17 protein-coding genes and 1 tRNA gene are annotated in these 25,480 nt (G+C 61.1%); 8 read left to right on the forward strand and 10 right to left on the reverse strand.

The window, feature by feature from the left end; genetic code table 11:
- The first annotated feature begins 462 nt into the window (after positions 1 to 462).
- Complete coding sequence (locus I2E13_RS07000; RefSeq protein WP_195404632.1) at positions 463 to 3,462, forward strand: AfsR/SARP family transcriptional regulator; 3,000 nt, start codon at positions 463 to 465, stop codon at positions 3,460 to 3,462.
- A 69-nt stretch (positions 3,463 to 3,531) separates the two neighbouring features.
- On the opposite strand, the gene I2E13_RS07005 is transcribed toward I2E13_RS07000, so the two are convergent.
- From I2E13_RS07005 to I2E13_RS07030, 6 genes are all read right to left on the reverse strand, one after another.
- Positions 3,532 to 3,831 carry a YhbY family RNA-binding protein gene (locus I2E13_RS07005; RefSeq protein ID WP_006234690.1) on the reverse strand — a complete coding sequence of 100 codons (300 nt, stop codon included), beginning with the start codon at positions 3,829 to 3,831 and terminating at the stop codon, positions 3,532 to 3,534.
- 158 nt (positions 3,832 to 3,989) lie between these two features.
- Positions 3,990 to 4,673, reverse strand: a complete 684-nt coding sequence (locus tag I2E13_RS07010) for a hypothetical protein (RefSeq protein ID WP_229057875.1) — start codon at positions 4,671 to 4,673, stop codon at positions 3,990 to 3,992.
- A 520-nt stretch (positions 4,674 to 5,193) separates the two neighbouring features.
- A complete protein-coding gene (locus I2E13_RS07015; protein ID WP_195404633.1) occupies positions 5,194 to 6,558 on the reverse strand; it encodes a PFL family protein in 1,365 nt (454 codons plus the stop codon).
- A gap of 108 nt (positions 6,559 to 6,666) precedes the next feature.
- Complete coding sequence (locus I2E13_RS07020; RefSeq protein WP_195404634.1) at positions 6,667 to 9,225, reverse strand: homocysteine S-methyltransferase family protein; 2,559 nt, start codon at positions 9,223 to 9,225, stop codon at positions 6,667 to 6,669.
- A gap of 9 nt (positions 9,226 to 9,234) precedes the next feature.
- Complete coding sequence (locus I2E13_RS07025) at positions 9,235 to 10,023, reverse strand: hypothetical protein (RefSeq protein WP_195404635.1); 789 nt, start codon at positions 10,021 to 10,023, stop codon at positions 9,235 to 9,237.
- Positions 10,023 to 10,895 (reverse strand): methylenetetrahydrofolate reductase, encoded by an 873-nt coding sequence (locus tag I2E13_RS07030; RefSeq protein WP_195404636.1) that lies wholly within the window; start codon positions 10,893 to 10,895, stop codon positions 10,023 to 10,025. Before I2E13_RS07030 ends, I2E13_RS07025 begins: the two co-directional genes overlap by 1 nt.
- 423 nt (positions 10,896 to 11,318) lie before the next feature.
- On the opposite strand from I2E13_RS07030, the gene I2E13_RS07035 reads away from it, so the two are divergent.
- Positions 11,319 to 13,406 carry a glutamine synthetase III family protein gene (locus I2E13_RS07035; protein WP_117745715.1) on the forward strand — a complete coding sequence of 696 codons (2,088 nt, stop codon included), beginning with the start codon at positions 11,319 to 11,321 and terminating at the stop codon, positions 13,404 to 13,406.
- A gap of 448 nt (positions 13,407 to 13,854) precedes the next feature.
- On the opposite strand, the gene I2E13_RS07040 is transcribed toward I2E13_RS07035, so the two are convergent.
- The 4 genes from I2E13_RS07040 to I2E13_RS07055 all read right to left on the reverse strand — a co-directional run bounded on the left by I2E13_RS07040 (position 13,855) and on the right by I2E13_RS07055 (position 18,371).
- Positions 13,855 to 13,931: transfer RNA gene (locus tag I2E13_RS07040), tRNA-Glu, on the reverse strand.
- Between the two features lie 100 nt (positions 13,932 to 14,031).
- Positions 14,032 to 16,206 carry a MurT ligase domain-containing protein gene (locus I2E13_RS07045; protein WP_195404637.1) on the reverse strand — a complete coding sequence of 725 codons (2,175 nt, stop codon included), beginning with the start codon at positions 16,204 to 16,206 and terminating at the stop codon, positions 14,032 to 14,034.
- Between the two features lie 45 nt (positions 16,207 to 16,251).
- Positions 16,252 to 17,295, reverse strand: coding sequence for a hypothetical protein (locus tag I2E13_RS07050; RefSeq protein WP_195404638.1), 1,044 nt, complete (start codon positions 17,293 to 17,295; stop codon positions 16,252 to 16,254).
- Positions 17,295 to 18,371, reverse strand: a complete 1,077-nt coding sequence (locus tag I2E13_RS07055) for a tetratricopeptide repeat protein (RefSeq protein WP_195404639.1) — start codon at positions 18,369 to 18,371, stop codon at positions 17,295 to 17,297. The genes I2E13_RS07050 and I2E13_RS07055 overlap by 1 nt, the downstream gene beginning before the upstream one ends.
- A gap of 500 nt (positions 18,372 to 18,871) precedes the next feature.
- Between I2E13_RS07055 and I2E13_RS07060 the strand changes: the two genes are divergently transcribed.
- The 6 genes from I2E13_RS07060 (at position 18,872) to I2E13_RS07085 (ending at position 25,478) form a co-directional block, all read left to right on the forward strand.
- A complete protein-coding gene (locus I2E13_RS07060) occupies positions 18,872 to 20,095 on the forward strand; it encodes an iron-containing alcohol dehydrogenase (protein ID WP_035136916.1) in 1,224 nt (407 codons plus the stop codon).
- 78 nt (positions 20,096 to 20,173) lie between these two features.
- The gene (locus I2E13_RS07065) at positions 20,174 to 21,274 is read left to right on the forward strand and encodes a glycerol dehydrogenase (RefSeq protein ID WP_117563611.1); all 1,101 of its coding nucleotides are present in this window, start codon (positions 20,174 to 20,176) and stop codon (positions 21,272 to 21,274) included.
- 145 nt (positions 21,275 to 21,419) lie between these two features.
- Entirely contained in the window at positions 21,420 to 22,487 is a 1,068-nt protein-coding gene (locus I2E13_RS07070; RefSeq protein ID WP_195404640.1) for a glycerol dehydrogenase, read from the forward strand.
- A gap of 151 nt (positions 22,488 to 22,638) precedes the next feature.
- A complete protein-coding gene (locus tag I2E13_RS07075; protein WP_195404641.1) occupies positions 22,639 to 23,892 on the forward strand; it encodes a 4Fe-4S binding protein in 1,254 nt (417 codons plus the stop codon).
- A gap of 114 nt (positions 23,893 to 24,006) precedes the next feature.
- Positions 24,007 to 25,083, forward strand: coding sequence for a redox-regulated ATPase YchF (gene ychF, locus I2E13_RS07080; protein WP_055309950.1), 1,077 nt, complete (start codon positions 24,007 to 24,009; stop codon positions 25,081 to 25,083).
- Between the two features lie 11 nt (positions 25,084 to 25,094).
- Positions 25,095 to 25,478 (forward strand): DUF1648 domain-containing protein, encoded by a 384-nt coding sequence (locus I2E13_RS07085; protein WP_195363416.1) that lies wholly within the window; start codon positions 25,095 to 25,097, stop codon positions 25,476 to 25,478.
- Positions 25,479 to 25,480: the final 2 nt, after the last annotated feature.

Genomic DNA, 25,480 nt, shown 5'->3' on the forward strand with positions numbered 1-25,480 from the left:
CGCGCCTTTAGACGCGAGCCCGGGGCCCGTGGGTTATACCCTAAGAGCAAACCACCCTTTTTAAGGGTGGTTCTGATTATCCCTCTCCGCCCGCTTGACCATAATCTTGCCGCAAGCTTGACGAATGCCGGATGCCCAACAGCTTGATTCATTCCATACCAGATTCTATGCAAAAATGCCACTAAAAGGTCGTAGACGGTAGCGGGTGCTAGGCGAGTTGAATGACATAGCTGAACCTTGTTCATTTGCGTTACACTGCCGCTTAGATGGGACAAGCTGACAAGCCATTTACCTGCTTAAAGACCGATTAGTCGGGGGATTAATAAGAATCGGCCCTCGCTGTACAAAAACTTGCCGCTTGCGTACCAAAAGACAACCTAAAACACAAGGTCGCTCTATTCATAGCGCGGCTTGTATGGTCTTGCGGCTACAGTGTCCATACGGTCGAGTTGAGGAGCGGGCATGGTAAACGATTTGGGCAGTATGGACGACCTCGAGCTGATGCCGCTGGGCGGTGGCTATATGGTGCGACGCGAACGCTTGATGAATGAGCTTCTCGCCAAGGGCCGAAAGGCCGGCATCGTGGTTCTTTATGCACCCGACGGGTTTGGGAAGACCTCGGTGCTGCTGCAGTACACCCATGAGGTTAAATGCGACCCGACGCGAGGCCCCGTGCGGATTATCGAGGCCGATCGCGCCACTGGGCGCGAGGTGTTTATGCAGCTCGAGGTGGTTACCGAAGAACTCAAAGACAAACCGCACTCCCTTATCGCGATTGATAATGTGCCAAACCTCGATCAGCACGATACCGAAGACCTCATCGACAGGATTCGCGGCCTGCGCGCCATGGGGGTAGGGGTCTTTATCTCCTGCCGTCCTTCAAATCGTCAGCTGATTCATGGGCTGGGCGATTCGGTTAAGATCAATGCGCAGATGCTCAAGGTGCATGCCTATGAGTATTCGGCGTGGGCATCGGCGTTTTCGATCAGCACATCGCTCGACTTTTATCAGCTCACGCAGGGCGTGCCCGAGCTCGTTTCGGCATTGCAGACGGGTCTGTATGGCCAAGGCGACGTAGCCGGTCTGCTCGAAAACGAGATTGTCAACGTATATGGCGCGGCACTTGTCGATCTGGCTTCGCTCGACAATAATGCGCTGTTTTGCGTGGCATGTCTCATGATTTTGATGGGCGAGGGCAATATCGCAGAACTCGAGGCTTGTGGGGTGAGGCTGTCGATGGTCGACCAGTCCTACTTTGTACGCGACTATCCGATCTTTGGCTTGGATCCCGCCGAGCGGAGTTTTACGTGTCTGGGCACGGAGGATAACGGACGCTTGCGTTTGCGTAAGTTGGTGGCCGAGGTTCGCCCCGAACTTGTTCCGAGGGCGGCCCGGATTTTGCTTAAGGCGGGCCGATGCGATGCGGCGATGGGCCTGGCGGACGCCTTTTTGGACCGTGATGCGGTCCTTGAACTTGCTGGGCAGTATGGGGTCGATCTTGCTCTGACGGGGCACGGGGCCGATATCTGCCGAGCAGCGCTGGGCACGATCGATGCCGACGATCCGGCTCCAGAGCCAACGCCTGCCGAGGCGCTTGGCGTATATCTGGCGGCGGTCAGCGTGTCCAATACAAAGCTCGCTCGCTATATGGCATCGGTTATCGAGCGCGGGGGCGAACGGGCGGCCTGCGAAATAGACCCTGTTTCATGGAGGGTGGCCCAGACACTGACGGCTGTTTGCTATGGGGACAACGGGCTTGGGCTTCCTACGAACCTGGCCGTGCCAGAAATCGAGACATCCCATACCGCACTCGATATGTTGTCTGCGCATATCGAGGTCAAGCGCTGCCTGACCGAGCGGGGAGATGACGGCGGCGTTCTACAGCAGCTCAAAACGAGCAAGGCCTACGACTGCGAGCTCGACATCGCGGGGATTGTTATACGGGCCGATAGCATGCTGGTGGAGCTCTTTGACGGGTCGTTTACGGGAACCGACGAGCGCGACGACGAGATGACGGTGGTGCGGAAGGCGCTCGACGTGCGTGGGCTTAAGGCGATGGCTATCTGGGTGCGCATGGTGTTGGCGGCACGGCGGCTCCTTTCCGGCCTGCCGGTAACCGACGACGCGGCGTTCAACGAGCTCGATCGTTTTGCCGTGCGCATGCGCGACAACCAGATTCAGCTGTTTGGCCTGTTGCTAGAAGGCTGGCAGTCGCTGGCAGAGGGACGGCCGGTTAATGCAAAGTTCCGTGCGGTCCAAGTGCTCAAACTTGCCGAGGAGTCGATTGCGTACATGCGCGATAACGCATTGCTGCTGGAGCGCGCGGCGTATCTGCGTAACACCTCGATGGTTTCGGTACGCGAGGAAGCGGAGTTGCTCGATATAAGCCAGACGCAGGTTGGTGGAGCGGAGGCCTGGATGGTGGCGCTGCATTTGGCCTGTGCGGGCCGAGACAGCGATCTTGCGGCCTGGATGTCCATGAATCGTGCGGGGATTCTAGAGCCATCGTATCGGCTCTTTGCGCGCCTTGCCATGCATTGTCTGGGCGAGCCGGCGACCAGGATTCGCAAGAAGCTTCCCGTGCGCGAGCTGTCGCGGTACTCGCTGCGCGACGATTTGGAAGGGGAAGGCGAGCGCCTGTTCCAGGCCGGTGAGGTTGAAGCCGTTGATACCATTGACCATATCGAGATTCGCATGTTTGGGGCGTTTCGCGCCGAGCGCGACGGGTTTCCCATCACGGACAAAATGTGGCGCCGCAAGAAGGCGGCGACACTTGCCGAGCGGCTTGCGCTGGGCATGGATGCGCTCGTCGATCGTGAGACGCTGGCCATGGAGCTGTGGCCCCATGCCGAGTTCAATAGCGCCCGCAACAACCTGTACTCGACGATATCGCGCTTGCGGTCGGCTTTGGGACCGACGCCGGATGGCAAATCGTGTGTGCTCATCCAAAATGAATGCATCGGACTCAACGGCGACTACGTCAAGACCGATGTACGGCTGTTTGACCAGATAAGCCGCGAGGTTTTGGGAAATCGCACGGGTGCGCGCGGGCCCCATTTAGTTGAGCTGTGCCTTAAGATTGAGCAGCTTTATGCCGGACCGCTGTATGTTCCCAATGGCTGTAATCCCACCTACTTTTTGCGCATGCGGCGCATTATGCAGTCAAAGTACATCGATTGCATGATTAAGGGAGCAAATGCCGCTCTAGAAGAAAACGATCTGCAGTCGGCGATTTGGCTGGCGGAGTCGGGGCTTCGGCAGGAAACAGCGCGTGAGGATATGGTGCGCTGCGCCATGCGTGTCTACAGTGCGGCGGGGCGGAGGCGCGATATCGTTGAGCTATACAGTGGGCATATGCACCATCTGAGGGAGCAGGTCAATGGCGTGCCCGAGCCCGAGACGCGGCGTCTATACGAGCGCTTGGTGGAGGGGCGGCTCAATCGCGTGCTGGTCGAGCGATAAAAAACGGGCGCCCGAAGTACTTGGGCACCCGTAAGCTTGCTATGTGTTGGCTCGCCGGATCATTGGCTCTTAGACGAGCTTGATCTTCTCGATGTCCTTGCGCGAGGACTCGCGATACAGCGAGAACTTGCGGCCGATGACCTGGACGACCTCGGCGTGGCAACGCTCAGCGAGCTCTTCGGCGGCCTCGCGGGCGGAAAGACTGGAGCCATCGAGCACGGAGCACTTAACGAGCTCATGCTTCTCCAGGTAGGCGACCGTCTGCTCGACGGTGCCCTCGTTGACATCGGACTTACCGATGATGATGGCGGGGTTGAGGTGATGGGCCATGCTGCGAAGCTGCTTGACCTGGGCTCCTGTCAGTGCCATGGGTTCTCGCTTTCTATGTATGGGGCGCCCCGCGACGGGGCCTTAATCTACGTGAGCTGTCCCACGATAGCGCAGGAACGGCGCGGTGTGGAGCGCGTTTGCCCAGTTCAAAAAGAATGCGGATGCCGAGTGAGTGGGCGGTGCGGGCTGCGAACAGGCTATGAGCTGGGCGCAGAGACCGGTTCCCATGCAATAAACGCCCAGCGAACCTTACGGATATGGTCGAGCATATAGCACCCCTGCGGCACGCCCTTGGAGCCCGGCTCACCGGCATGGGGATTCTCGATCATGTGTTGGGCGATGTAGTCGCGCAGACGGTCGACCTTATCCTCGTTGCCATGCTCAAGCATGCGGGAAAAGTCCGCCACGCCTGCCTCAAGGCTATCGAAGGTATCGCGACGAGGCGATTCAAAGTACGTGACCTGCGGCAACGCACCCATCTGAATGAGAATGTTAAAGGCGTACACAAAGCCATTGCTGCAGGTAACCGAGGCGCCGATGGCGTTCATCAAGTGCAGATCATAGCGCGGGCTGGAGTTGGCGACCATCGTGACAGCACAACGCCGACGAGCCGTTCGATCAAGCTTGGCAAGCGCGTCTTTTAGATTGGTCGTCGTAACCGACCGACTGGCAAAGGCAACATCCACCGCTTTCGCGACCGGTCCAACCAAATCCCAGTCATCATCCCAAGCAAGCTCAAGCGGCGTAATGCGATCCTCGAGCCCATAGTACTCAATGCCAGCATCAAGCGTGCCCAACATGGCAGGGGAAAAATCAGCTGCAATCACGGGATGCCCGTCTTGCGCAAGCGGAATAGCAATCGACCCAGCTCCACACCCCATATCGAGCACTGACTCGCCGGGCTCAAGTGCCAACAGCTTTATAAAATCCCGAGCATAAGGGGCAGTCTCAAGAGGTCGAAAATGTCGAGCTCGCTTATCCCATTCAAAAGAATCATCAGCCCGATGCCGAGCGGCCTGCAGGTGCATCCATTCACCATTCCAATCCGCAGAAAGAAGCTCAGAGCGAGCATCCCCATCAACCACGGGCCAACCTCCTAGCAACAAAAAAGCGGCCCCTCCCAAAAGAAGAGCCGCACCCAGCATATATCAGAAAGAACCGATCCAACGTCAAACCGCCGTATCAACCAAGTGGTGCAGGAGCGAAGCAACTGCACCCGGGATAGAACTCAGCCGAGGTTGAGATGTGCGGGAGCCCCGGGGAGGGCAAATATATAAGGTCGATCGCGAGTTCCGCACGAGCCGGAGAGCACTTAATGTGCTCTCCGTGCGAGTCAGGACTGTCCGAGCAGGCGACCTTATATATTTGCCCTCCCCGGGGCTCCTCGCCCGAACCCCTCAGCTAGTTCTTGAGCGAGTTCAGCGGCGCCGGGAAGCGTCCACCGCGGTGGGCAAGCACGGTGCCGGCGTTGGGGTTCACCGGCATGATGGGCGCACGGCCGAACAGGCCGCCGTACTCGACGCAGTCGCCCACGCCCTTGCCGATGGCGGGAATCACGCGGACGGCCGTGGTCTTGTTGTTGATGACGCCGATGGCCATCTCGTCGGCGATGATGCCGGCGATGGTCTCGACCGGGGTGTCGCCGGGGATGGCGATCATGTCCAGGCCGACGGAGCACACGCAGGTCATGGCCTCGAGCTTCTCGAGCGAAAGTGCACCGGCCTCGACGGCGGCGATCATGCCGGCGTCCTCGGATACGGGGATAAAGGCGCCGGAGAGACCGCCCACGCTGGAGCTGGCCATGACGCCGCCCTTCTTGACGGCATCGTTGAGCATGGCGAGCGCGCAGGTCGTGCCCGGGCCACCACAGGTGCCCACGCCGATGATCTCGAGGATGCGTGCGACGGAGTCGCCGATGGCAGGCGTGGGAGCCAGCGACAGGTCGACAATGCCCTTCTCGACACCCAGGCGATGGGCGGCCTCGCGGCTCATGAGCTCACCGGCACGGGTGATCTTAAAGGCGGTCTGCTTAATCTTCTCGGCGACTTCCATCATCGATGCGGAATCGGGCAGCGTCTCCAGGGCTGCGGCCATAACGCCGGGGCCCGAGACGCCTACGTTGATGACGGCGTCGGCCTCGCCACCGCCGTGGACGGCGCCCGCCATAAACGGGGAGTCCTCGACCATGTTGGCAAAGCAGACAAACTTGGAAGCGCCGACGGAATCCTGGTCGGCCGTGAGTTTAGCGGCATCGATGATGGTCTGGGCGGCCATAAGCACGGCGTCCATGTTGATGCCGGCGCGCAGGCTAGCGACGTTGACACTGGAGCAGACTCGGCTCGTGGTAGCGAGCGCCTGCGGGATGGACTGGATGACGCGGCGATCGGCGTCGCCGATGCCCTTCTGGACGAGTGCGGAGAAGCCACCCAGGTAATCGATGCCGAGCGTCTCTGCCGCGCGGTCGAGGGCATGCGCGATGGGGGTGAGGTCCTCATCCTTGCAGCACGCGGCGATCTGCGCCACCGGGGTGACGGAGACGCGCTTGTTGACGATGGGGATACCGTACTCGCGCTCGAGGTTCTCGACGGTCTCGACCAGATGCTCAGCCGTGTGCGTCACGTGGTCGTAGATCTTCGTGCACATGCGGTCGAGGTTCTCGTCACCGCAACCCATGAGCGAAACACCCATGGTGATGGTCCTGATGTCGAGGTTCTGCTCCTCAACCATGCCGCGGGTTTCCGCGATTTCTGCGGGCGTGATCGCCATCCTTGCGCTCCTATCTGCCAAAACGAGCATAGCCTTTTCTATTCTAACGTGCCGCACGTGCCAAGTGACGCGTGCGGCACGTTTTGGTGCTCGGTTGTTTCCGTTGTGTTACTGCCCAAAGACCTCTTCGGCGATACGAGCGCTTTCGGCGGCGTCCTTGGCGTAGTAGTCCGCGCCGATCTGCTTGGCATATTCGGGGGTGAGCACGGCGCCGCCCACGATGATCTTGACGCCCGGAACCTCGGCATGGAGCAACTTGATGGTCTCTTCCATGGCGACGACCGTGGTGGTCATAAGCGCCGAGAGGCCGACGAGCTTGATGTCACGCTCCTTGACGGTCTTGAGTACCTCCTGCGGATCGACGTCGCGGCCTAGGTCAAAGACGGTGTAGCCGTAGTTATCGAGCAGCATCTTGACGATGTTCTTACCGATGTCGTGGATATCGCCCTTGACGGTGGCCACGCAGATCTTGCCCTTGTCGGCGATCTCGCCGGCGGGCATCAGGCGCTTGATGGTGTCGAAGCCCACGCGCGCGGCCTCGGCCGAGGCCATAAGCTGCGGCAAGAAGAACTTGCCCTGGTCAAAGAGGACGCCCACCTCGTCGAGGGCGGGGATAAAGTGATTGTTGATGAGGTCCATGGCGTCGTGGTCGGCCAGGAGGCGCTCGGTCTCGGCCGCGATCTCGCCCTTGCGGCCCGAGACGACCATGCGACGGATGGGGTCGTCGTTGCCGTCGGTGCAGGTGGTGCCAGCAGCGGGCGCGGCGTCGGTCGAGGCGGCCTGGGCGGCCGCCGGGTTTGCGGCGATCTTATAGGGATCGGTCCAGCCGGCGTAGCGCTCAATGTATCCAGTCGAGCCCTCGTCCTCAACGCTCAGCACGCGATAGCTGTAGACGGTATCCATAAAGCGTTTGGAGCCCGGGTTCATGATGGGGGCGTCGAGGCCTGCGCCAAACGCGGCGGCCAAAAAGACCGAGCCCAGCAGCGGGCGGGCAGGCAGGCCAAAGCTGATGTTCGACACGCCGAGCGCGCATTTGACGCCCAGGTGCTCCTTGCACAGGGACATGGCGCGCAGGATCTGCTCTGCCTGGCGCTGATTGGTCGAGGCAGTCATGACCAGGCAGTCGATGAGGATGCGGTCCGGGCCAATGCCGTAGCGGGCGGCCTCGGTCACGATGCGCTCGGCGATGGCGAAGCGAGCCTCGGCGGTATCGGGGATGCCACCTTCGTCGAGCGTGAGGCCGACGACGTTGGTGCCGTAGTGGGCGACCAGCGGGAAGATCTCGTCCATGATCTGCTGCTTGCCGTTGACCGAGTTGATGATGGGCTTGCCGGCGTAGCGACGTACGGCGGCCTCGACGGCGGCGGGGTCGGTGGAGTCGATCTGCAACGGCAACAGCGTGGAGCCTTGGAGCTGCTCGGTCGCTTGCTGGATGACCTTGACCTCGTCGATCTCGGGCAGGCCCACGTTGACGTCCAGGATGTCGGCGCCCTGCTCTTGCTGGCTGATGCCCTGGCTCACGACGTAGTCCAGGTCGCCGTCGCGCAGGGCCTGCTGCAGGCGCTTTTTGCCGGTGGGATTGATGCGCTCGCCGATGACGGCAATCTTGTGGCCGTCGCAGGGAAGGTCCACCACAGTCTGGGCACTTGTGACCGACATGCTGGGCTTGCGGCGGCGCGGGCTGGGCGTGTGGTTGTCGATAAGCGTGCGCAAGGCTGCCATGTGCGCCGGCGTGGTGCCGCAGCAGCCGCCCACGACGCTCACGCCGTCCTCGATCATGCCGGCGACGGCCTTGGCGTACTCGGGGGCCTGGATGTCAAAGACGGTGTTACCGCCGTCGTCCACGCGGGGCAGTCCCGCATTGGCCTGCACCATAACGGGCTTGTCCGTAACGGTGAGCATACGCGCGGCGAGTCCTCGGAGCTCGGCCGGGCCCTGGCTGCAGTTGATGCCCAAAACGTCGGCGCCGATGGCGTCGAGGGTGATGGCGGCGACCTCGGGGCTCGTGCCCAAGAAGGTGCGTCCGTCTTCCTCAAAGGTCATGGTGGCAAAGACGGGCAGGTCGGAGTTCTCGCGGCAGGCGAGGACGGCCGCCTTGATCTCGGCAAGGTCGGTCATAGTCTCGATAATAAAGAGGTCCACACCCGCGGCGACGCCGGCGCGCACCTCCTCGGCAAAGAGGTCGTAGGCCTCGTCGAAGCTGAGGGTACCCAAGGGGCGCAGCAGCGCGCCGATGGGGCCGATATCGCCGGCGACGTAGTGGGCACCGGCTGCACGGGCGCAGGCGACAGCGGCGGCAAAGACATCTGCCACGGTGGCGGTACCGTCGAGCTTGTGGGCGTTGGCACCAAAGGTGTTGGCGGTGATCACGTCGCAGCCGGCCTCGACGTACTGTCGCTGAATGTCGGTAATGACCTGGGGTTCCTCAAAGTTGAGCAGCTCGGGCAGGGCGCCCGCCTTCATGCCAGCGGCCTGCAGCATGGTGCCCATGCCGCCGTCGAACAGCAGGTGTCCCGTGCCCTCGATGGCCGCACGCAGGCGATCGTCCTTAATGCGCAGATCGTCGATCGTGCGCGCCTTGTACGTGGCACCGTTGCGACGTGCGGCATCAACGGGTGCCGCCAATGCAGTGCCGTCAGAATCATGAGTGATAAGCGGAGTAAACATTGAGGGCTCCTAATGGCTGGAATAGCAGGTGGTGTGGGCGGCGCGGAAGCGGCAGTGCTCGCGCATGCGGCAGATAGTGCAGGTGGGGCGGGTCTGGGCGTCGTGGACTTCGCCGTCGAACAGACCGATCACCGCGGTCACGCTTTTGGTGGGCATGAGCAGGCTGGTGGGCGTGACGGTCAGGCCGATGAGCCGCGTGGCGTTGAGCGCATTGACGATCGAGCGCTGGGCCGAGAGCGGGCAGTCGCCGTAGCCGGGACTAAAGCGCCAGTTGCCGGCGAGTCCGTGTGCGGCGGCCGCAGCCTTAACCTGCTGGTCCATCTGCTCGACGGCGGCTTCTACATAGGCAGAGCATGCGGCGTCGAGCACGGCTCCCTCCAGGGGCTGCTGGGCTCCCGTGGTGCGCAGACGACGCTCGGCGTCCATGCCGAGGGTGCAGGCCATCAGCGCGGCCATGCGGGCGTCCTTGAGATGTCGATAGATGTCGCGACCGCGCAGCTCAACGTTGGTGCCGACCAGACGGATGCAAGGCTCTCCCTGCTCGTTCACGCCCGTGGCATCGACGGTAAACACGCGCCGCACGCCGCGGGGCTCAATGTCCAGCTCAAGGCGCTCGACCACAAGCTCAATACGTCGTGACAGCTCGGGCTCAATCTGCTGGCCGCCGTAACCCAGATACCGCAGCATCTCGGCGCGGTCGACACGGGGATGGTGCACAGCATCGACACGGTAAAGCGCCGGCGACGCAAGGTCGGCCGGCACTTCGACAGCGGTTGTATCGATGTGCGGTTTTTCCATTACCCCAGGCGCTCCATAATGGTCGCGGCGATCGCAGGACGATTCATAGTGTACAGGTGCAGACCGGCGGCACCGTGCTCCTTAAGGTCGCAAAGCTGACAGGCGGCATAATCTACACCGGCTGCCTGCAGGCTCTCGGGGTCGTTCTCGTACTTGGCGAGAATCTTGATGACGGGGGAGGGCAGCGACGCGCCGCACATAAAGACCATGCGGCTGATCTGCGACTTGCCCATAAACGGCATGATGCCCGCGGTAATGGGCACGGTGATACCGGCCTTGTCGGCAAGCTCGCGGAAACGGTAGAAGCACTCGTTATCAAAGAAGAGCTGCGTCACAAAGAAGCTCGCGCCGGCGTCTTGCTTTTGCTTGAGGTGCTCGATCGAGAGGTTGAGATCCTCGCAGGCAATGTGGCCCTCGGGGTAGGCTGCGGCGCCCACGCAAAAGCCGGCGTCGACGAGCTCGGGGATGAGGTCACGGGCGTAGGCGTAGTCGGAGGCGGGCTTGTCGTCCTCGGTCGCGCCAGCGGGCAGGTCGCCGCGCAGGGCCAGCACGTTTTCCACGCCGGCCGAGCGATACTCGTCAATCTTGGCGGCGATATCGGCATGTGTGCGGCCAACGCAGGTGAGGTGCGCTACCGAGGGCGTATCGAATTCGCTCGTAATCATATGTGCGATGGGGGCGGTGGTGGCACCGTTACCCGAGCCGCCAGCGGAACAAGTGACCGAGACAAAGCTCGGCGAAAGCTTGCACAGGTTGCCCGCCACTTCGCGAGCCGTATCGAGGGTAAGCTCACCCTTGGGCGGGAACATCTCAAACGAAACGGGCGTGGTGCCTCGGGATGCTGCCTGCTTAAAAACCTCGTCGACGCGCATATCGTGCTCCTTTAGATATTTAGTGCGATGTGTTGTAAGGATTCTACAGCACCACTGTGCCGCGGTGGAGTTTTACTCGCGATTTAGGGATACCAATCAAAGATGCCTTGCTATCGGCATTTCCTATAGCAGAGCGGCTCATTTTGACACGGGCTATAAAGACTGGTATCTGATGCGAAATACCAGTTAATAGAGCTCCATCCCAAATTGACTACCCTTAAACCATGGGGAGAGGTCTGCAATTTATACAGTTGATTGGCTGTTGAGGGTGGCAACGCCGCCTCGATAGGGTAACCTCATTGATTGGTTTCGCGACAGCAACATAACGGTAATGTCGCGGAAACACGGCGAGTCTAAGCTATGACTCGTTCGTTAGTAATCAACACCGCTTCTCACGCGGTGCCGATACGAAGGGAGTTCCGTATGGCCGAACTTACCGACCGCTTCGGGACCATGGTGTTCTCTGAGGAAGTCATGAAGGACTACCTCCCCAAGGACATTTGGAAGCGCCTTGCTGCAACCCTCGAGGGCGGTGAGCCGCTCGACCTGGATGTGGCCAACGCCGTTGCCCATGCCATGAAGGTCTGGGCCATCTCCAAGGGCGCGACGCACTACGCGCACTGGTTCCAGCCGCTTTCGGGCATTACTTCCGAGAAGCACGACAGCTTCTTGGAGCCCAACCACGACGGCACCGCCATTACCAAGTTTACGGGCAAGAACCTCATCCAGGGCGAGCCCGATGCCTCCAGCTTCCCCAATGGCGGCCTGCGCGCCACCTTCGAGGCCCGTGGCTACACCGCTTGGGATCCCACTAGCCCCGCCTTTATCAAGGACGACGTCCTGTGCATCCCCACGGCTTTCTGCTCCTACACGGGCGAGGCCCTAGACAAGAAGACCCCGCTGCTGCGCTCCATGACCGCGCTCTCGCGTGAGTCCAAGCGCGTTTTGGCGCTGTTTGGCAAGACCCCCAAGAAGGTCGTTCCTTCCGTGGGCGATGAGCAGGAGTACTTCCTGATCAAGAAGGACGCTTACCGCAAGCGCAAGGACCTGGTCATTACCGGCCGCACCCTCTTTGGCGCCGCTCCCTGCAAGGGCCAGGAGCTCGAGGAGCACTACTTTGGCGCTATCCGCCCCACCGTCTCGGCCTATATGAAGGATCTGGACGATGAGCTGTGGGCGCTTGGCATTCCCGCCAAGACCAAGCACAACGAGGTTGCTCCCTGCCAGCATGAGCTTGCCCCCGTCTATGGCGAAGTCAACGAGGCCATCGACCAGAATCTGGTCATGATGGAGAAGATGAAGCTCATCGCCTCCCGCCACGACTTGGTCTGCCTGCTGCACGAGAAGCCCTTTGAGGGCATCAACGGTTCGGGCAAGCACAACAACTGGTCGCTTGGCACCGAGTCCGAGAACCTGCTCGATCCGGGCGACACCCCGCTCGACAACCTGCAGTTCATCGTCTTCCTCACCGCGGTGATCGAGGCCGTCGATAACTATCAGGAGCTCCTGCGTGCCTCCGTTGCCTCGGCCGGCAACGACCATCGTCTGGGCGCCAACGAGGCTCCTCCGGCGATTATGTCCATCTTCCTGGGTGACCAGCTTACCGAGGTCGTCGAGAAGATCATCGATGGCAAGGCTTCCGTCCATGCCACGCGCGGCGTGCTCGACCTGGGCGCCGATACCCTGCCCAAGCTGATGCAGGACAACACCGACCGCAACCGCACCTCCCCGTTTGCCTTCACCGGCAATAAGTTCGAGTTCCGTGCCTGCGGCTCCGAGCAGAACGTCTCCGACTCCAACCTGGTGCTCGATGCCGCCGTGGCCAAGTCGCTCAAGTCCTTCGCCGACGCACTCGAGGGTACGCCCGAGGATGAGTTCCAGGACGCTGCGCTCGAGTACTGCAAGAAGGTCCTGACCGATCACCAGCGCATCCTGTTCTCCGGCGACGGTTACTCCGACGAGTGGCCCATCGAGGCCGAGAAGCGCGGCCTTGCCAACAACAAGACCACGGCCGACGCTCTTCCCGCCTTTGTTTCCGATAAGGCCATTGCGCTCTTTGAGGAGACGGGCGTCCTGACCAAGGCCGAGGCTCAGTGCCGCTATGACTGCAAGCTCGAGAAGTACAACAAGCTCATGAACATCGAGGCTACCACGATGGTTCGCGAGGCGCGTCGTACCTATCGCCCGGTCATTACCGCCTATGCCACCAAGGTCGCTAAGGGCCTTGAGACTATTCGTGCCGCCGGTGCTGAGGCCGCCATGCAGTGCGAGCAGAACACGCTCAACAAGCTCTGCAACGGTATCACCGCCATCAACGACTCCATCAAGGCGCTCGACGCCGTACATCAGAAGGCCGAGGCTCTCGATGGCCAGGAGCAGGCCAACGTATACGCGCACGAGGTCGTTCCCGCTATGGATACGCTGCGCGCCGCCGTGGATGCCATGGAGGAGATCGTGGCCGCCGACTACTGGCCGGTCCCGACCTACGACGACATCCTGTTCTACGTGTAGAGCGTAACCGACATATCGTCACGGTATTGAGCCGGGGTCCGCATCGCGCGGGCCCCGGCTATTTGTTTGCGAAGGACGCTTTGGATCCCGCTTTGCAACTGATTCGCCCACGCAATAAGGGGTCGTGGGCAAAAAACGTCAAATATGAGTACTGTCACAAGCCCTGTAGCATTATCTTTTTGCAAAATATGCAGTGTTACGCAACATATGTCCAAGTACTTAGCTGATAAACGCCTGCAATTCTTCCGCCGTAGGACGCCTTGTGTCCAAATCGCCCTCTGATGGCATGAAATCGCTGTTACTAAATTGGTAACAGTACTCATATTTGCTATTTTTTGTCCACGGGCCCTTGGATGACAGTGTGATTTTATGCCTTCGGGGTTCGAATCTCGGCGTTGGAGAAGAAAAAAGCCCGTCACCGCAAGGGTAACGGGCTTTGCATTTCAAATGGTGCCCCCAGCGGGATTCGAACCCGCGATATCCACCTTGAAAGGGTGGCGTCCTTGGCCGCTAGACGATGGGGACAGCGGGAAAGAGTATAGCAGACTTTTTTGCCGGCGCGTATATCGTTGGCAAACTGGAAAACCACCACAAAGGTGCCTGTCCCCTTTGTGGTGGTGAGGTGCTAGGGGAGGAGCTTCATGGCGGCGTCGTGGGCGGCGTGCTCGTAGGTGTCGTCGAGGGGCTTGAGCGGCAGCAGGGCGGCGGCCTGTGCATCGCCACGGCGCTCGAGGGCATGGGCGATCAACCAGTCGGCGAGCTCGGGGTTCTTGGGCAGCGCCGGGCCATGCAGGTACGTGCCGATGACGCCCTTGTAGATCAGGCCCTCAAAGCCATCGTCGCCGTTGTTGCCGGTGCCCGTGACGACGGACGTTCCGAGCGGCGTGGCATCGGCGTCCAAAAGCGTGCGGCCGCCATGGTTCTCGAATCCCACAAAGGGCTCAGGTGCCAGGTCGGTTTTGACGGCTACGTTGCCGATCAGGCGGTCGGAGCCGCGTACGGTTTCGGCGGCAATGACCCCCAGACCCTCAATGCGATCCTCGCCCATATAGTACGAACGGCCGAGCAGCTGATAGCTGCCACAGATGGCGAGCAGCGAGCCGCCATCCTCAACATAGGATGCGACCTTGTCTTTTTGGGCGAGCAGCTCGTGTGCCACGGCTAGCTGGTCGCGGTCGGAGCCGCCACCCATCATGACGATATCGGCATCGGTGAGATCGAGTGACTCGCCCATACGGACCTCGTCCACGCGAACGGGGATGCCGCGCCAGGCGCAGCGACGCTCGAGGGCGATAACGTTGCCGCCGTCGCCGTAGAGGTTGAGGGCATCGGGGTACAGGTAGACGATGCGCAGCGGGCGCGAAAGCTCGACTGGCGCGATGCCGACGGGGACGGCACTGCCATCGGCACACGTTGCAGCGCGGGCAGCAACCGTGGCTGCATCGGCACCCTTCAGCCCATCGAGTTCTTTGACCAGCGGCGGGAAGGCCGTGTAGTTGGCGACGGCATAGAAAGTGTCGCCTGCGGCTTCATCCGCAACGGCGCCAATTGCCTGCGCGACGTCCGAGATAATCGCGGCATCGATGCCGGCGTACTTGAGGCGTACCTGCATGTCGTGCGCACGCGTGCCTCCGGCAAAGGCGACAAGACCCGGTGTGTCGGCGATGCGCTCGAAGTCGACGTCGTAGATCCACGAGACATCGTGGCCGTCGGCGTCGTTGTCGTTCAGGAAGAAGGCGCAGAGCCTGCCGCCTGCCGTTTTAATGGACTGGATCTGGCGATCGAAGCCCACGGGATTTTTGGCCAGGTTTGCCTCGACGGTACGGCCGGCGATCTCCCAGCGGCCCATACGTCCGCCGGCGGGGACGTAGGCATCGAGCGTAGGCTGTAGAAACGCCGTGTCCACGCCCAACTCGCGTGCGGCAAAGAAGGCGGCGGCAACGTTATAGACCATGTGCAGACCGTTGTAGCGTGTGGCGATGTGTACGGCAGCCGCGTCGGGCGCAGATCCAAAGACCAGGTCGAAGCCGTAGCCGTCGCAGCCGAGCTTCACGCCCGTCACACGGCGGACCAGTGCGGGGCGTGCCCAACCGCACGAGGGGCAATGGTATGCGCCAAGCTGGCCGTATTGCACGTAGTCATACTCCAGCGGCGCGTTGCACTGTGAGCAAAAGCGCGAGTCGCTAATACGGTCGGACTCGGTGTTGGTGGCGCCGTCGATGCCAAAGGCGATGCTTGCATTGGGAACGCGTGCGGCGATCGCGGCACACAGCGGGTCGTCTGCGTTGTAGATGAGCGTTGTTGCCGGCGAAAGCTCCAACGCATGGGCGATGACCTCCTGGGTGTGATCGATCTCGCCATAGCGATCTAGCTGGTCGCGGAACAGGTTGAGCAGCACGAAGTACGTCGGCTTGAGCTTGGGCAGAACGCGTACGGTGTAAAGCTCATCGCACTCAAAAACGCCCACGCGCTTGCCACCGGCTCGCTTGAGGCCGCTGCGCGCCTCGAGCAGTGCGCCCACCACGCCCGGCTCCATGTTGTTGCCGGCGCGGTTGCATACCACGGTGGCGCCGCTGGCGGCAACGGCGTCGGCGATGAGGTTGGAGGTGGTGGTCTTGCCGTTGGTGCCGGTGATCACCACGCTGCGGTCGACAAGGGCAGCGAGGTCGCTCAGCAACTCGGGGTCGATCTTCATGGCGATGCGGCCGGGAAGCACGCCACCCTGGCGCTTAAGGACGGAGCGCAGCCCCCAGCGAGCGATATCGCTCGAGGTGCAGGCAAGAGATGAGCGGAGGTTCATGAAACCGTTCCTAACGTAAACGACATGGTCGGGTCGAGTGCGTCACTAAAAACCGTAGCGGCGCGCAAATTCCTGGGCAAGCTGCGACACGTCTTCGCAGGCATTGGCCCAGGGGGCAAAGTCGGGAGTGTCCGAGATAATACCGTCCGCTTCCCAAACGGCCTGGTGCGAAAGATCCCAGGGATCGTGTGGCTCGGGCCGGCAGGGAAGGTACGGTGTCTGGTACATGGGGTTCAGTAAGAAGAACGCACCGCCCTCGCAACGGTTGGCAAACTCACGCAGCGCGCGTGTCGCCGGGCGCATCTTGTTTGTTTTGAACAGCAGAATCGTGCGGGCGAGCAGATACCAAGGAGAGTTCTCGAGCGCGTCAGCCCCGATCTCTTCCTCGAGCTGGTGGGCCAGGGCAAAAAAGCCGTCCTGGTCTTCCAGGCGAGCGAGGGCGAGCAACACGGTGCCTGCGGCTCGGGTGGGGTAGCCTTCCGCCTTAAGAACACGGCGGGCGTAGTTGGCGGCAGCACGGTAGCGAGCGCTCGCCATGCACAGCTGCGAGATGGCCTCGAGTGTGTGAAGCCACCCGATAAGAGCCGGCTCGCTCACGGTGAGCTCTGCCGCCGTCACACCGTCCGTCAAAACCTTATTGGCCCAGTAGTGCGGGGCTTCCATGTCGAACCCGGGCACGCTTTGCTGCAGGTAATCGGTTGTGGTCGCCTCGAGCTTCATCAGGTCGCCCAGGCAGGCGTCAACGGGCGTGTCAGCCAGGATGATGGCGAGCAGCTGGGCATCGAGGACATACGCATCGACGCGGACAATCTTGAGCAGCTCATCGCGCATGTCGTCGAACAGACGATTGCGCGTCTGCTCGAATTCCTCGTCGCTGCCCATGTCCTCGATGCGATGGAGCTCGTCGAGCAGGTGGCGATGAACACCGGCATAGGACAGCAGCGCCTGGGCATGCTCGGACTGCGCGTACTTTTGGGGATTCGCGCTAATGTCGTTATGGACAAGCTCGCGTGCTGCATCGGTGAGCTCGGGGTGCGACGCAACGTAGGCGCGCTCCAGGTAGGCGGGGATGTAGACGCTCGGATCCATTAGAGGTCTCCTCCCTTAAACGGCAAACCCTGCTCGGCCGCCCGCAGTATGCGCTCATCGATTTGGGAACGCACGATATCGTTGGTGGCGACCCAGGCGGCAAAGCTGGCGTTGTCGGGGGCGCCCAGGCCCTCCTGCAGTACCGGCGTCGCCTCGGATAGCGCAAGGACAAGCTCGTCGGTGGAGCCCGCACCCACGTTGACGCGGGCATAGACGCCATCGGGAAACTCGGTTTGGAAGTAGAGCGCCTCGGCCGCGTGCGGACACGAGCGTGCAAGGATACGCAGGTAGTGCTCGGCACCCTCGTAGTCCAGCTCGCGCCAGGCTGCGCTCATCAGTGCGATGAGCGTCCACGGGTCCAAGTCGCGCTCCGCATCTTTGGGGCGGCGGCGCAGCGGGGTATTCGCGAGGTACGGCACGGAGTGGGCAGAGCGAAAGCGCTTGAGCTCCTCGGCGGGGTATTCGAGCTTTGCCATGGCGAGCATCGCGGTGTGGCGGACACCAGCGGGGTCGTTGGGCGCAAAGTCCAAGCTGCGGTTTGCGGCTTCGAGCGACATGCGGTAGCGGCCGCTAATGAGGGCGCGCGACGCAAGGCCGGCAAGCCAGCGCAGGTAGGGACGGCGGGTCAGGTCGCCTGCGGCCTCACGCTCGTAGGGGTCTTGCGCCGAGGCGATCTTGAGCGCCAGGTCGTGCTCGACCTCATCGCACTTGGACACCAGGTACTGTACGTATTCCTCGTTGGATTCGGCGGTGAGTGCCGTCAGCATGCGCTGGGCGTCCCAGTTGGCCGGATCGAGTGCGGCGGCCTCGCGAAGCATGTTCTCGGCAGCGGCCTCTTCCTGCTCGGCCTGGGCATCGTCGGGGATAAAGGGAATGCGGTAGTCGACAGCCTCGACCACCTTGGCAATGAGGTGCCCGGCGCGGTCGCGGTCGTGCACGATGAGCGGTGCGGGGTTGCGGGTGAATTGTTCCATCAGACGCTCTACGGCGGCAGCGTCGGTGAGCGGGATATTGTCGCGGCGCAAGGCCTCAAGAACGAGGCGATGGCAATCCTCTTGAATGGGATCGAATGCCATGGGGCCTCCTTTGCTGCGGTTAGGGTTCAAATATCTCTATATGAGGTTCTAGTTTACCCGCATGTGGCACACCGGGGGTGCCGCACTTGGACATGCACCTTTGCACCACGAAGACGGATGTCGCACAAATGTCGGCACCTTGGACGACTGAGTGGTATCACTGTGCCGCAAACGGTCGATTTTTGGCGGCGAACGGGGCGCATTTTGGAGGGGCACAGTCCTGCCCGGGATATGTGGTCAACCTTGATAAAACGTTTGCCCAGCTTGGGAGTATGGATGCCGCACAAGGGTCTTCAGGGATAGAAAAAACGTTTCATCATTGTTGGCTTTAGGTGAATAACTGACCAACCAGAACGGTAAAATAGTGTTTGTCTGAGCGTTGAGACGTTTAGACATCGCGCATTGTCATCGCCGGCAACGCGCAAACCGGTCCTAACGGAGCCAATTGGGTGCTCCGTTATATACGCAAGTCTAAGAGGGGCTTGTTTAGGAGGCACAGTATGGGACGTTTTACCAATCCTCGCGATCTGTACTTTGGTGAGGGCGCTCGCCACGAGGTGAAGAACCTCAAGGGCAAGAAGGCCATCATCGTTTCTGGCGGCAGCTCTATGCGCCGCGGCGGGTTCCTGCAGGACGTTGAGGCCGACCTCAAAGAGGGCGGCTTCGAGGTCAAGCTGTTCGAGGGCGTCGAGTCCGACCCGTCCATCGAGACGGTCATGAAGGGCGCCGAGGCCATGCGCGAGTTCGAGCCCGACTGGATTATCGCCATCGGCGGCGGCTCGCCCATCGATGCCGCTAAGGCCATGTGGGTCTTCTACGAGTATCCCGAGGAGTCCTTCGATAACATCATCCAGCCGTTCAGCTTCCCTGAGCTGCGTCAGAAGGCTCATTTCTGCGCCATCTCCTCTACCTCCGGCACCGCTACCGAGGTCACCGCGTTCTCCGTCATTACCGACTACGCCAAGGGCATCAAGTACCCGCTGGCCGACTTCAACATCACCCCTGATGTCGCCATCGTCGACCCCGAGCTCACCTACACCATGCCCGCCAAGCTGTGCGCTCACACCGGCATGGATGCTCTGACCCACTGCATGGAGGCCTACGTTTCCACCTGCGCCTCTATGTTCACCGACGCCAACGCCCTGCACGGCATCCGCGAGATCGTCGAGTGGCTGCCCAAGTCCTATGCTGGCGACCATGAGGCCCGTCAGCACATGCACGAGGCTCAGTGCATCGCCGGTATCGCCTTCTCCTCGGGCCTGCTCGGCATCGTTCACTCCATGGCTCACAAGACCGGTGCTGCCTTCGAGAACGGCCACATCATCCACGGTGCCGCTAACGCCATGTACCTGGGCAAGGTCATCCAGTGGAACTCCAAGGATCCCCGTGCTGCCGAGCGTTACGCTTACGTGGCCAAGGAGATCCTGCACCTTCCCGGCGAGACCAACGAGGAGCTCATCGCTGCGCTCGTCCAGAAGATCCGCGACCTCAACGACCAGCTCAACATTCCGCAGTCCATCAAGGATTACGCGAATGGTGGCGTGAAGGTCGACGCCGAGAACCCGCAGATGGTTTCCGAGGAGGAGTTCCTCGCCAAGCTGCCCGAGATCGCCGCGAACGCCGAGCAGGACGCCTGCACGCCCGAGAACCCGCGTGAGACCAAGGCTGCCGACTTCGAGAAGATCCTCAAGGCCTGCTACTACGACACCGACATCGATTTCTAATCGACTCTTGTTATCGTAACGAGGGGCTCCGCACGTATCCGTACGGAGCCCCTTTCTTTTTTAGAGAATGGGATAGTTATGGCTGCAATTTTCAATAGCCCCAGCAAGTACATCCAGGGTCCGGACGAGCTGGCCAAGCTCGGCTCCTATGTCGAGCCGCTCGGCGCTAAGGCCCTCGTCATCGTGACGCCTTCGGGCAAGAAGCGCGTCGGTGCCAAGATCGAGGGCGGCTTTGCCGAGGCCAAGGCCGAGCTGCTGTTTGAGGACTTTAACGGCGAGTGCTCCAAGGGCGAGGTCGATCGCCTGGTTGCGCTCGCTCGCGACAACGGTTGCGACATCATCGTCGGCGTCGGTGGCGGCAAGATCCTCGACACCGCGAAGGCCGTCGCCTATTACCTGGAGTCCCCGGTTATCATTTGCCCCACCATTGCCTCGACCGATGCACCGTGCTCGGCACTTTCGGTGCTTTACACCGATGACGGCCAGTTTGATAAGTACCTCTTCCTTAAGGCAAACCCCAATATCGTCCTGATGGATACGACGGTTATCGCGGCGAGCCCGGTGCGCCTGACGGTTTCCGGTATGGGCGATGCGCTCGCAACCTATTTCGAGGCTCAGGCGACGCACGATGCCGACGGCGGCACCTGCGCCGGCGGCAAGGGCGGAATGGCCGGTCTGGCGCTCGCCAAGCTCTGCTACGAGACGCTTATGGCCGATGGCGTCAAGGCCAAGGTCGCGCTGGAGAAGGGCGCGCTCACGCCTGCCGTCGAGCACATCATCGAGGCCAATACGCTGCTTTCGGGCATTGGCTTTGAGAGCTCGGGCCTTGCCGCTGCTCATGCCATCCACAATGGTCTGACGATGCTGCCCGAGTGCCACGGCATGTATCACGGCGAGAAGGTCGCCTTCGGCACTATCGTCCAGCTGGTACTCGAGGATGCCCCGACCGAGAAGCTCGAGGAAGTCTTGGGCTTCTGCATTGAGCTTGGCCTGCCGGTCACGATGAAGGAACTTGGCGTTGCCGAGCTTACGCGCGAGCAGGCCATGATTGTTGCCGAGGCCGCCTGCGCACCCGATGACACCATGTGCAACATGCCCTTTGAGGTGACGCCCGAGATGGTCGCAAACGCCATCCTGGGTGCCGACGCGCTGGGCCACTACTATCTCATGGATGAGTAAATCAAGCTAAGGAAGGGGCAAAGCCGGAAGATGGCTTTGCCCCTTTTTGCTATGGTGCAAAGTAACCTGTTCCAATGCACAAGTTGGTGCAGGGGGGACAGGTTACTTTGCATCAATCTTTGTTCGATGAAGGGCGGATTCGCGTATGGCGCTTCCTATGGTTTATGGCGGTCCCGGCCGGTATGTTCAGGGGCCGGGCGAACTTTCGCGTCAGGGCAGGTATTTGTCATGGTTGGGCTGCGCTGCCTATGTATTGTTTGACCAGGGCACCGAGGATCGGCTGTGCAGGCAGATCGTCGATGGATTTCTGGATGAAGATCTAAGCGAGCCGTTCTTTAAAATTTACAACGGTCCCTGTACGGAAGATGCCGTTGTCGAAATGGCCAAGGAAGCCCGGGCTGAGTATTGCGACATGGTAGTCGGTATCGGTGGTGGCAAGATGCTCGATATCGCTAAGGCCGTTGCGTTTTATGCCGAGCTGCCGTTGTGCGTATGCCCCACGGCGGCTTCGATGGACGGTCCGTGCAGCGCGATTTCGGTGCTGTATCACGAGGATGGATCGTTCGATCGCTATCTGATGCTCGAGAAGAATCCAGACCTGGTCGTGGTCGATACCAATGTGGTCGCAGCGGCCCCACTGCGCATGACGGTCGCCGGTATGGGCGACGCGCTGGCAACGTACTTTGAGGCGCGTTCGTGCGCCGCGGCGCACGGCGCCAACGAGCATGGTGGAACGCCGGGGCACTTGGCCCTGGTCGCGGCACGTGCCTGCTACGACACGCTTATGGAGTGTGGTGTCGCTGCTAAGCGCGACCTCAAGAAGGGCCGCATGTCACTAGCGGTTGAGCGCCTGATCGAGTGCAATATTCTGCTTTCGGGCGTTGGCTTTGAGAGTGGCGGTTTGGCGCTGGCGCATGCCATCGCCAACGGCCTGACGATTCTGCCTGAGTGCAAGGCCATGCACGGCGAGGCCGTGGCGTTTGGTCTGGTGGTTCAACTGCGCCTGGAGCGTGCGCCCGAGCTGGATCAGGTGCTTGAGTTTTGCCGGCGTGTCGGTCTGCCGACGACGCTCGAGGAGCTGGGCCTTGGCGAGATTTCCGATGCCGACCTGATGAGCGTTGCGGATGCGGCCTTTAGAAACGAACGCAATATGGCCAACGAGCAGGCCAAGGTGACCAAACAAAAGCTCGTCGAGCTCATGCGCGAGGCATAGTTTGGCGCTTGATCGACCCTGTGCAATCGAGGCGGCGATAGGCCATGGGCTATTTGCCTCAAAGGTGCTCCGCGTGTAATTTGCCCGAGGCGTGGGCCGATAGCGTATCATTATCTCTTGCTTGTTTGCACTGCTCAGGGAGGGGCCGCGCATGGCGCAGGAACACGATCTATTTGATGACATTATTGAGATCAGCAAGGGTTTCGACTTTCTTAAAAACCCGCTTGGCGGCGTGACCGATGCACTCGATCCGTCAGCGCCGCAGTGGAATCCTGCCGACTATAAGGAGCGTCCGCGCGGCAACACGATTCCGTGCCTGAACTGCAAAAACGAAAAGAGCGGCTGCACCGCGTGCATGGACGTGTGCCCGGTCAACGCTATCGAGGTCGAGGAAGACGCCATTGAGATCCTCGACTCCTGTCGCAAGTGCGGCCTGTGCGCCGCTGCCTGTCCGACCGAGGCGATCATCTCGCCGCGCCTGGCGCCCAAAAACCTGTATGACGATATCGTCTCTGCTGCTACGAGCCACGAGACCGCCTACGTTACCTGCACGCGCGCCCTCAAGCGCATGCCGCGCGAAAATGAAGTCGTCGTCGCCTGTGTGGGCGATATTACGGCCGAGACCTGGTTCTCGGTGCTGGCCGACTATCCCAACGTGAGCGTGTACCTGCCGCTGGGCGTGTGCGATAAGTGCCGCAACACCGGTGGCGAGGATATTCTGGGCGAGGCCATCGCCACTGCCGAGGAGTGGGCCGGTACGGGCATGGGCCTGGAGGTCGACCCCAAGAGCCTCAAATGTCATAAGCGCCGCGAGTACGAGCGCAAGGAGTACATGGAAAAGATCGCCCGCACCACGGGCCTAACCGTGACTAAGCTCAACCCGGCGACTGCGGCACTGGCCTCGGTGACGCAGAAGTTGAAGGCCCACCGTCACCAGATTACGCAGCTTGAGCGTACGCTCAACACCATGTGCGGCACCACGACGGCCAAACGTCGCCGTACGCTTACGCACGGGCGACAGCTGGTACTCTCGACGCTGCAAAACCATCCCGAGCTTGCCCAGAACATGCAGGTGAGCACGCCGGAGTGCGATTTTGACAAGTGCACGTCGTGCGGCGAGTGCGTCAATGTGTGCCCCACGTTTGCCTGCGATCTGGTGGGAAGCGGGCGCTTTGCACTGGAGTCCACGTATTGCCTAGGCTGCGGAGCATGCGTCAAGGTGTGCCCCGAGCACGCGCTCAAGTTGGTTGAGCATGACGCGTCCAATCTGGTCGTCGTCGATCCCGAAGCCGAGGAAAAGGCCGCCCAGAAGGCGAAGGCTCACGAAGAAGCTGAGAAGGTCAAGGCCGAGGCAAAGGCCAAGCTTGACAAGATGCTCGACCAGGTGGAAAAGCTCGCGGACTAGTCAGCGACCCCTATCTCTGCTTCATTCGTGCCGCCGTGGCGTCCGGGTTCGCCCAGATGCTGCGGCGGCGCTATACTTATGCAGTTTGAAATGCTTGTACCAAAAGGAGCTGTCGTGTCCCTTTCCATCGGTATCGTGGGCCTGCCCAACGTGGGCAAGTCGACGCTGTTCACCGCGCTTACCAAAAAGACCGGCCTTGCCGCCAACTACCCGTTTGCCACAATCGACCCCAACGTGGGTATCGTCGATGTGCCCGATAGCCGCTTGCAAAAGCTCGCCGACATCGTTAACCCGGGTCGCATTGTGCCAGCGACGGTCGAGTTCGTCGACATCGCAGGTCTGGTGAAGGGCGCTAACGAGGGCGAGGGTCTGGGTAACCAGTTCCTGGCCAACATTCGCGAGACCGACGCCATCTGCGAGGTCGTACGTTACTTTAAGGACCCCAACGTCATGCGTGAGGTGGGCCGCACGGGCGAGTTCGTCGACCCCGCCGGTGACGCCGACACCATCATGACCGAGCTTATCCTGGCCGACATGGGCACGCTCGAGAAGCAGCTGCCCAAGCTCGAGAAAGAGGCCAAGCGCGACAAGGAGCTCATGCCCAAGTTCGAGGTCGCCAAGCGCCTGCTTGCCTGGCTCAACGAGGGCAAGCGCGCCGCGTCCATGGAGATGACCGACGAGGAACGTGCTGCCGCTAAGGGCCTGTTCCTGCTCACCATGAAGCCCATCCTGTACGTGGCCAACGTAGACGAGGACATGCTCAACGAGGACCTGGCGCCCATCGACGGCGTCAAGCCGCTGCCCATCTGTGCCAAGATCGAGGCCGAGCTTTCCGAGCTCGATCCCGAGGACGCGGCCGACTACCTGGAGAGCTTGGGCCTGGAGCAGCCCGGCCTGGACGTGCTCGCGCAGGCGGCCTATAAGCTGCTCGGCCTGCAGTCGTTCTTTACGGCTGGCGAGATGGAGGTCAAGGCTTGGACGGTACGTCAGGGCGCGACCGCCCCGCAGGCCGCCGGCGTCATCCACACCGACTTTGAGCGCGGCTTTATTAAGGCCGAGGTCATTGGCTACGACGACTACATCGAGCTCGGCGGCGAGCAGGGCGCCAAGGCTGCCGGCAAGCTGCGCATCGAGGGCAAGGACTATGTCATGGCCGATGGCGACGTCGTGCACTTCCGCTTTAACGTGTAAGGACGACGCGCATGTTTAAATATGGCAAAAAAGCTGGCTACATGGGCATCGCGCTGCTGGTGCTCGCGGTGCTTCCGCTGGTGGTCGCAGCGTTTGTTATCCCCAACATTGGTCCCGAGGTAGCAACGAAGTTTAACGCAGCCGGCGAGGTGACGCGCTGGGGCAAGAGCTACGAGCTGCTGGCACTGCCGGTGCTCAACCTGCTGCTGAGCGTGGCGACGTACTTTACGGCGGGACGCCAGGCCAAGAACAATGAGGACTCCGCCGCCATGGCGCGCATCGTGTGCGAGCGCTACCTGCGCAACGGTTGCATCACGGGTGTGTTCCTCAACGTTATCAACGTTTACTTTATGTACTCGGCGATTACCGGAACGGGCTTTGGCTTTGGTTTCTAGCC

It is taken from the genome of Collinsella aerofaciens, assembly GCF_015554145.1.
GTDB classification, from domain to species: domain Bacteria; phylum Actinomycetota; class Coriobacteriia; order Coriobacteriales; family Coriobacteriaceae; genus Collinsella; species Collinsella aerofaciens_AA.

What these genes read in the sequence shown, in the direction of transcription:
- I2E13_RS07085 (WP_195363416.1), top strand. Translation starts at nt 25,095, where the DNA reads ATGTTTAAATATGGCAAAAAAGCTGGCTACATGGGCATCGCGCTGCTG.
- I2E13_RS07065 (WP_117563611.1), top strand. Translation starts at nt 20,174, where the DNA reads ATGGCTGCAATTTTCAATAGCCCCAGCAAGTACATCCAGGGTCCGGAC.
- I2E13_RS07075 (WP_195404641.1), top strand. Translation starts at nt 22,639, where the DNA reads ATGGCGCAGGAACACGATCTATTTGATGACATTATTGAGATCAGCAAG.
- I2E13_RS07070 (WP_195404640.1), top strand. Translation starts at nt 21,420, where the DNA reads ATGGCGCTTCCTATGGTTTATGGCGGTCCCGGCCGGTATGTTCAGGGG.
- I2E13_RS07005 (WP_006234690.1), bottom strand. Translation starts at nt 3,831, where the DNA reads ATGGCACTGACAGGAGCCCAGGTCAAGCAGCTTCGCAGCATGGCCCAT.
- I2E13_RS07010 (WP_229057875.1), bottom strand. Translation starts at nt 4,673, where the DNA reads ATGGGGTGTGGAGCTGGGTCGATTGCTATTCCGCTTGCGCAAGACGGG.
- I2E13_RS07055 (WP_195404639.1), bottom strand. Translation starts at nt 18,371, where the DNA reads ATGGCATTCGATCCCATTCAAGAGGATTGCCATCGCCTCGTTCTTGAG.
- I2E13_RS07030 (WP_195404636.1), bottom strand. Translation starts at nt 10,895, where the DNA reads ATGCGCGTCGACGAGGTTTTTAAGCAGGCAGCATCCCGAGGCACCACG.
- I2E13_RS07045 (WP_195404637.1), bottom strand. Translation starts at nt 16,206, where the DNA reads ATGAACCTCCGCTCATCTCTTGCCTGCACCTCGAGCGATATCGCTCGC.
- I2E13_RS07020 (WP_195404634.1), bottom strand. Translation starts at nt 9,225, where the DNA reads ATGTTTACTCCGCTTATCACTCATGATTCTGACGGCACTGCATTGGCG.
- I2E13_RS07015 (WP_195404633.1), bottom strand. Translation starts at nt 6,558, where the DNA reads ATGGCGATCACGCCCGCAGAAATCGCGGAAACCCGCGGCATGGTTGAG.
- I2E13_RS07035 (WP_117745715.1), top strand. Translation starts at nt 11,319, where the DNA reads ATGGCCGAACTTACCGACCGCTTCGGGACCATGGTGTTCTCTGAGGAA.
- I2E13_RS07060 (WP_035136916.1), top strand. Translation starts at nt 18,872, where the DNA reads ATGGGACGTTTTACCAATCCTCGCGATCTGTACTTTGGTGAGGGCGCT.
- I2E13_RS07025 (WP_195404635.1), bottom strand. Translation starts at nt 10,023, where the DNA reads ATGGAAAAACCGCACATCGATACAACCGCTGTCGAAGTGCCGGCCGAC.
- I2E13_RS07000 (WP_195404632.1), top strand. Translation starts at nt 463, where the DNA reads ATGGTAAACGATTTGGGCAGTATGGACGACCTCGAGCTGATGCCGCTG.
- I2E13_RS07050 (WP_195404638.1), bottom strand. Translation starts at nt 17,295, where the DNA reads ATGGATCCGAGCGTCTACATCCCCGCCTACCTGGAGCGCGCCTACGTT.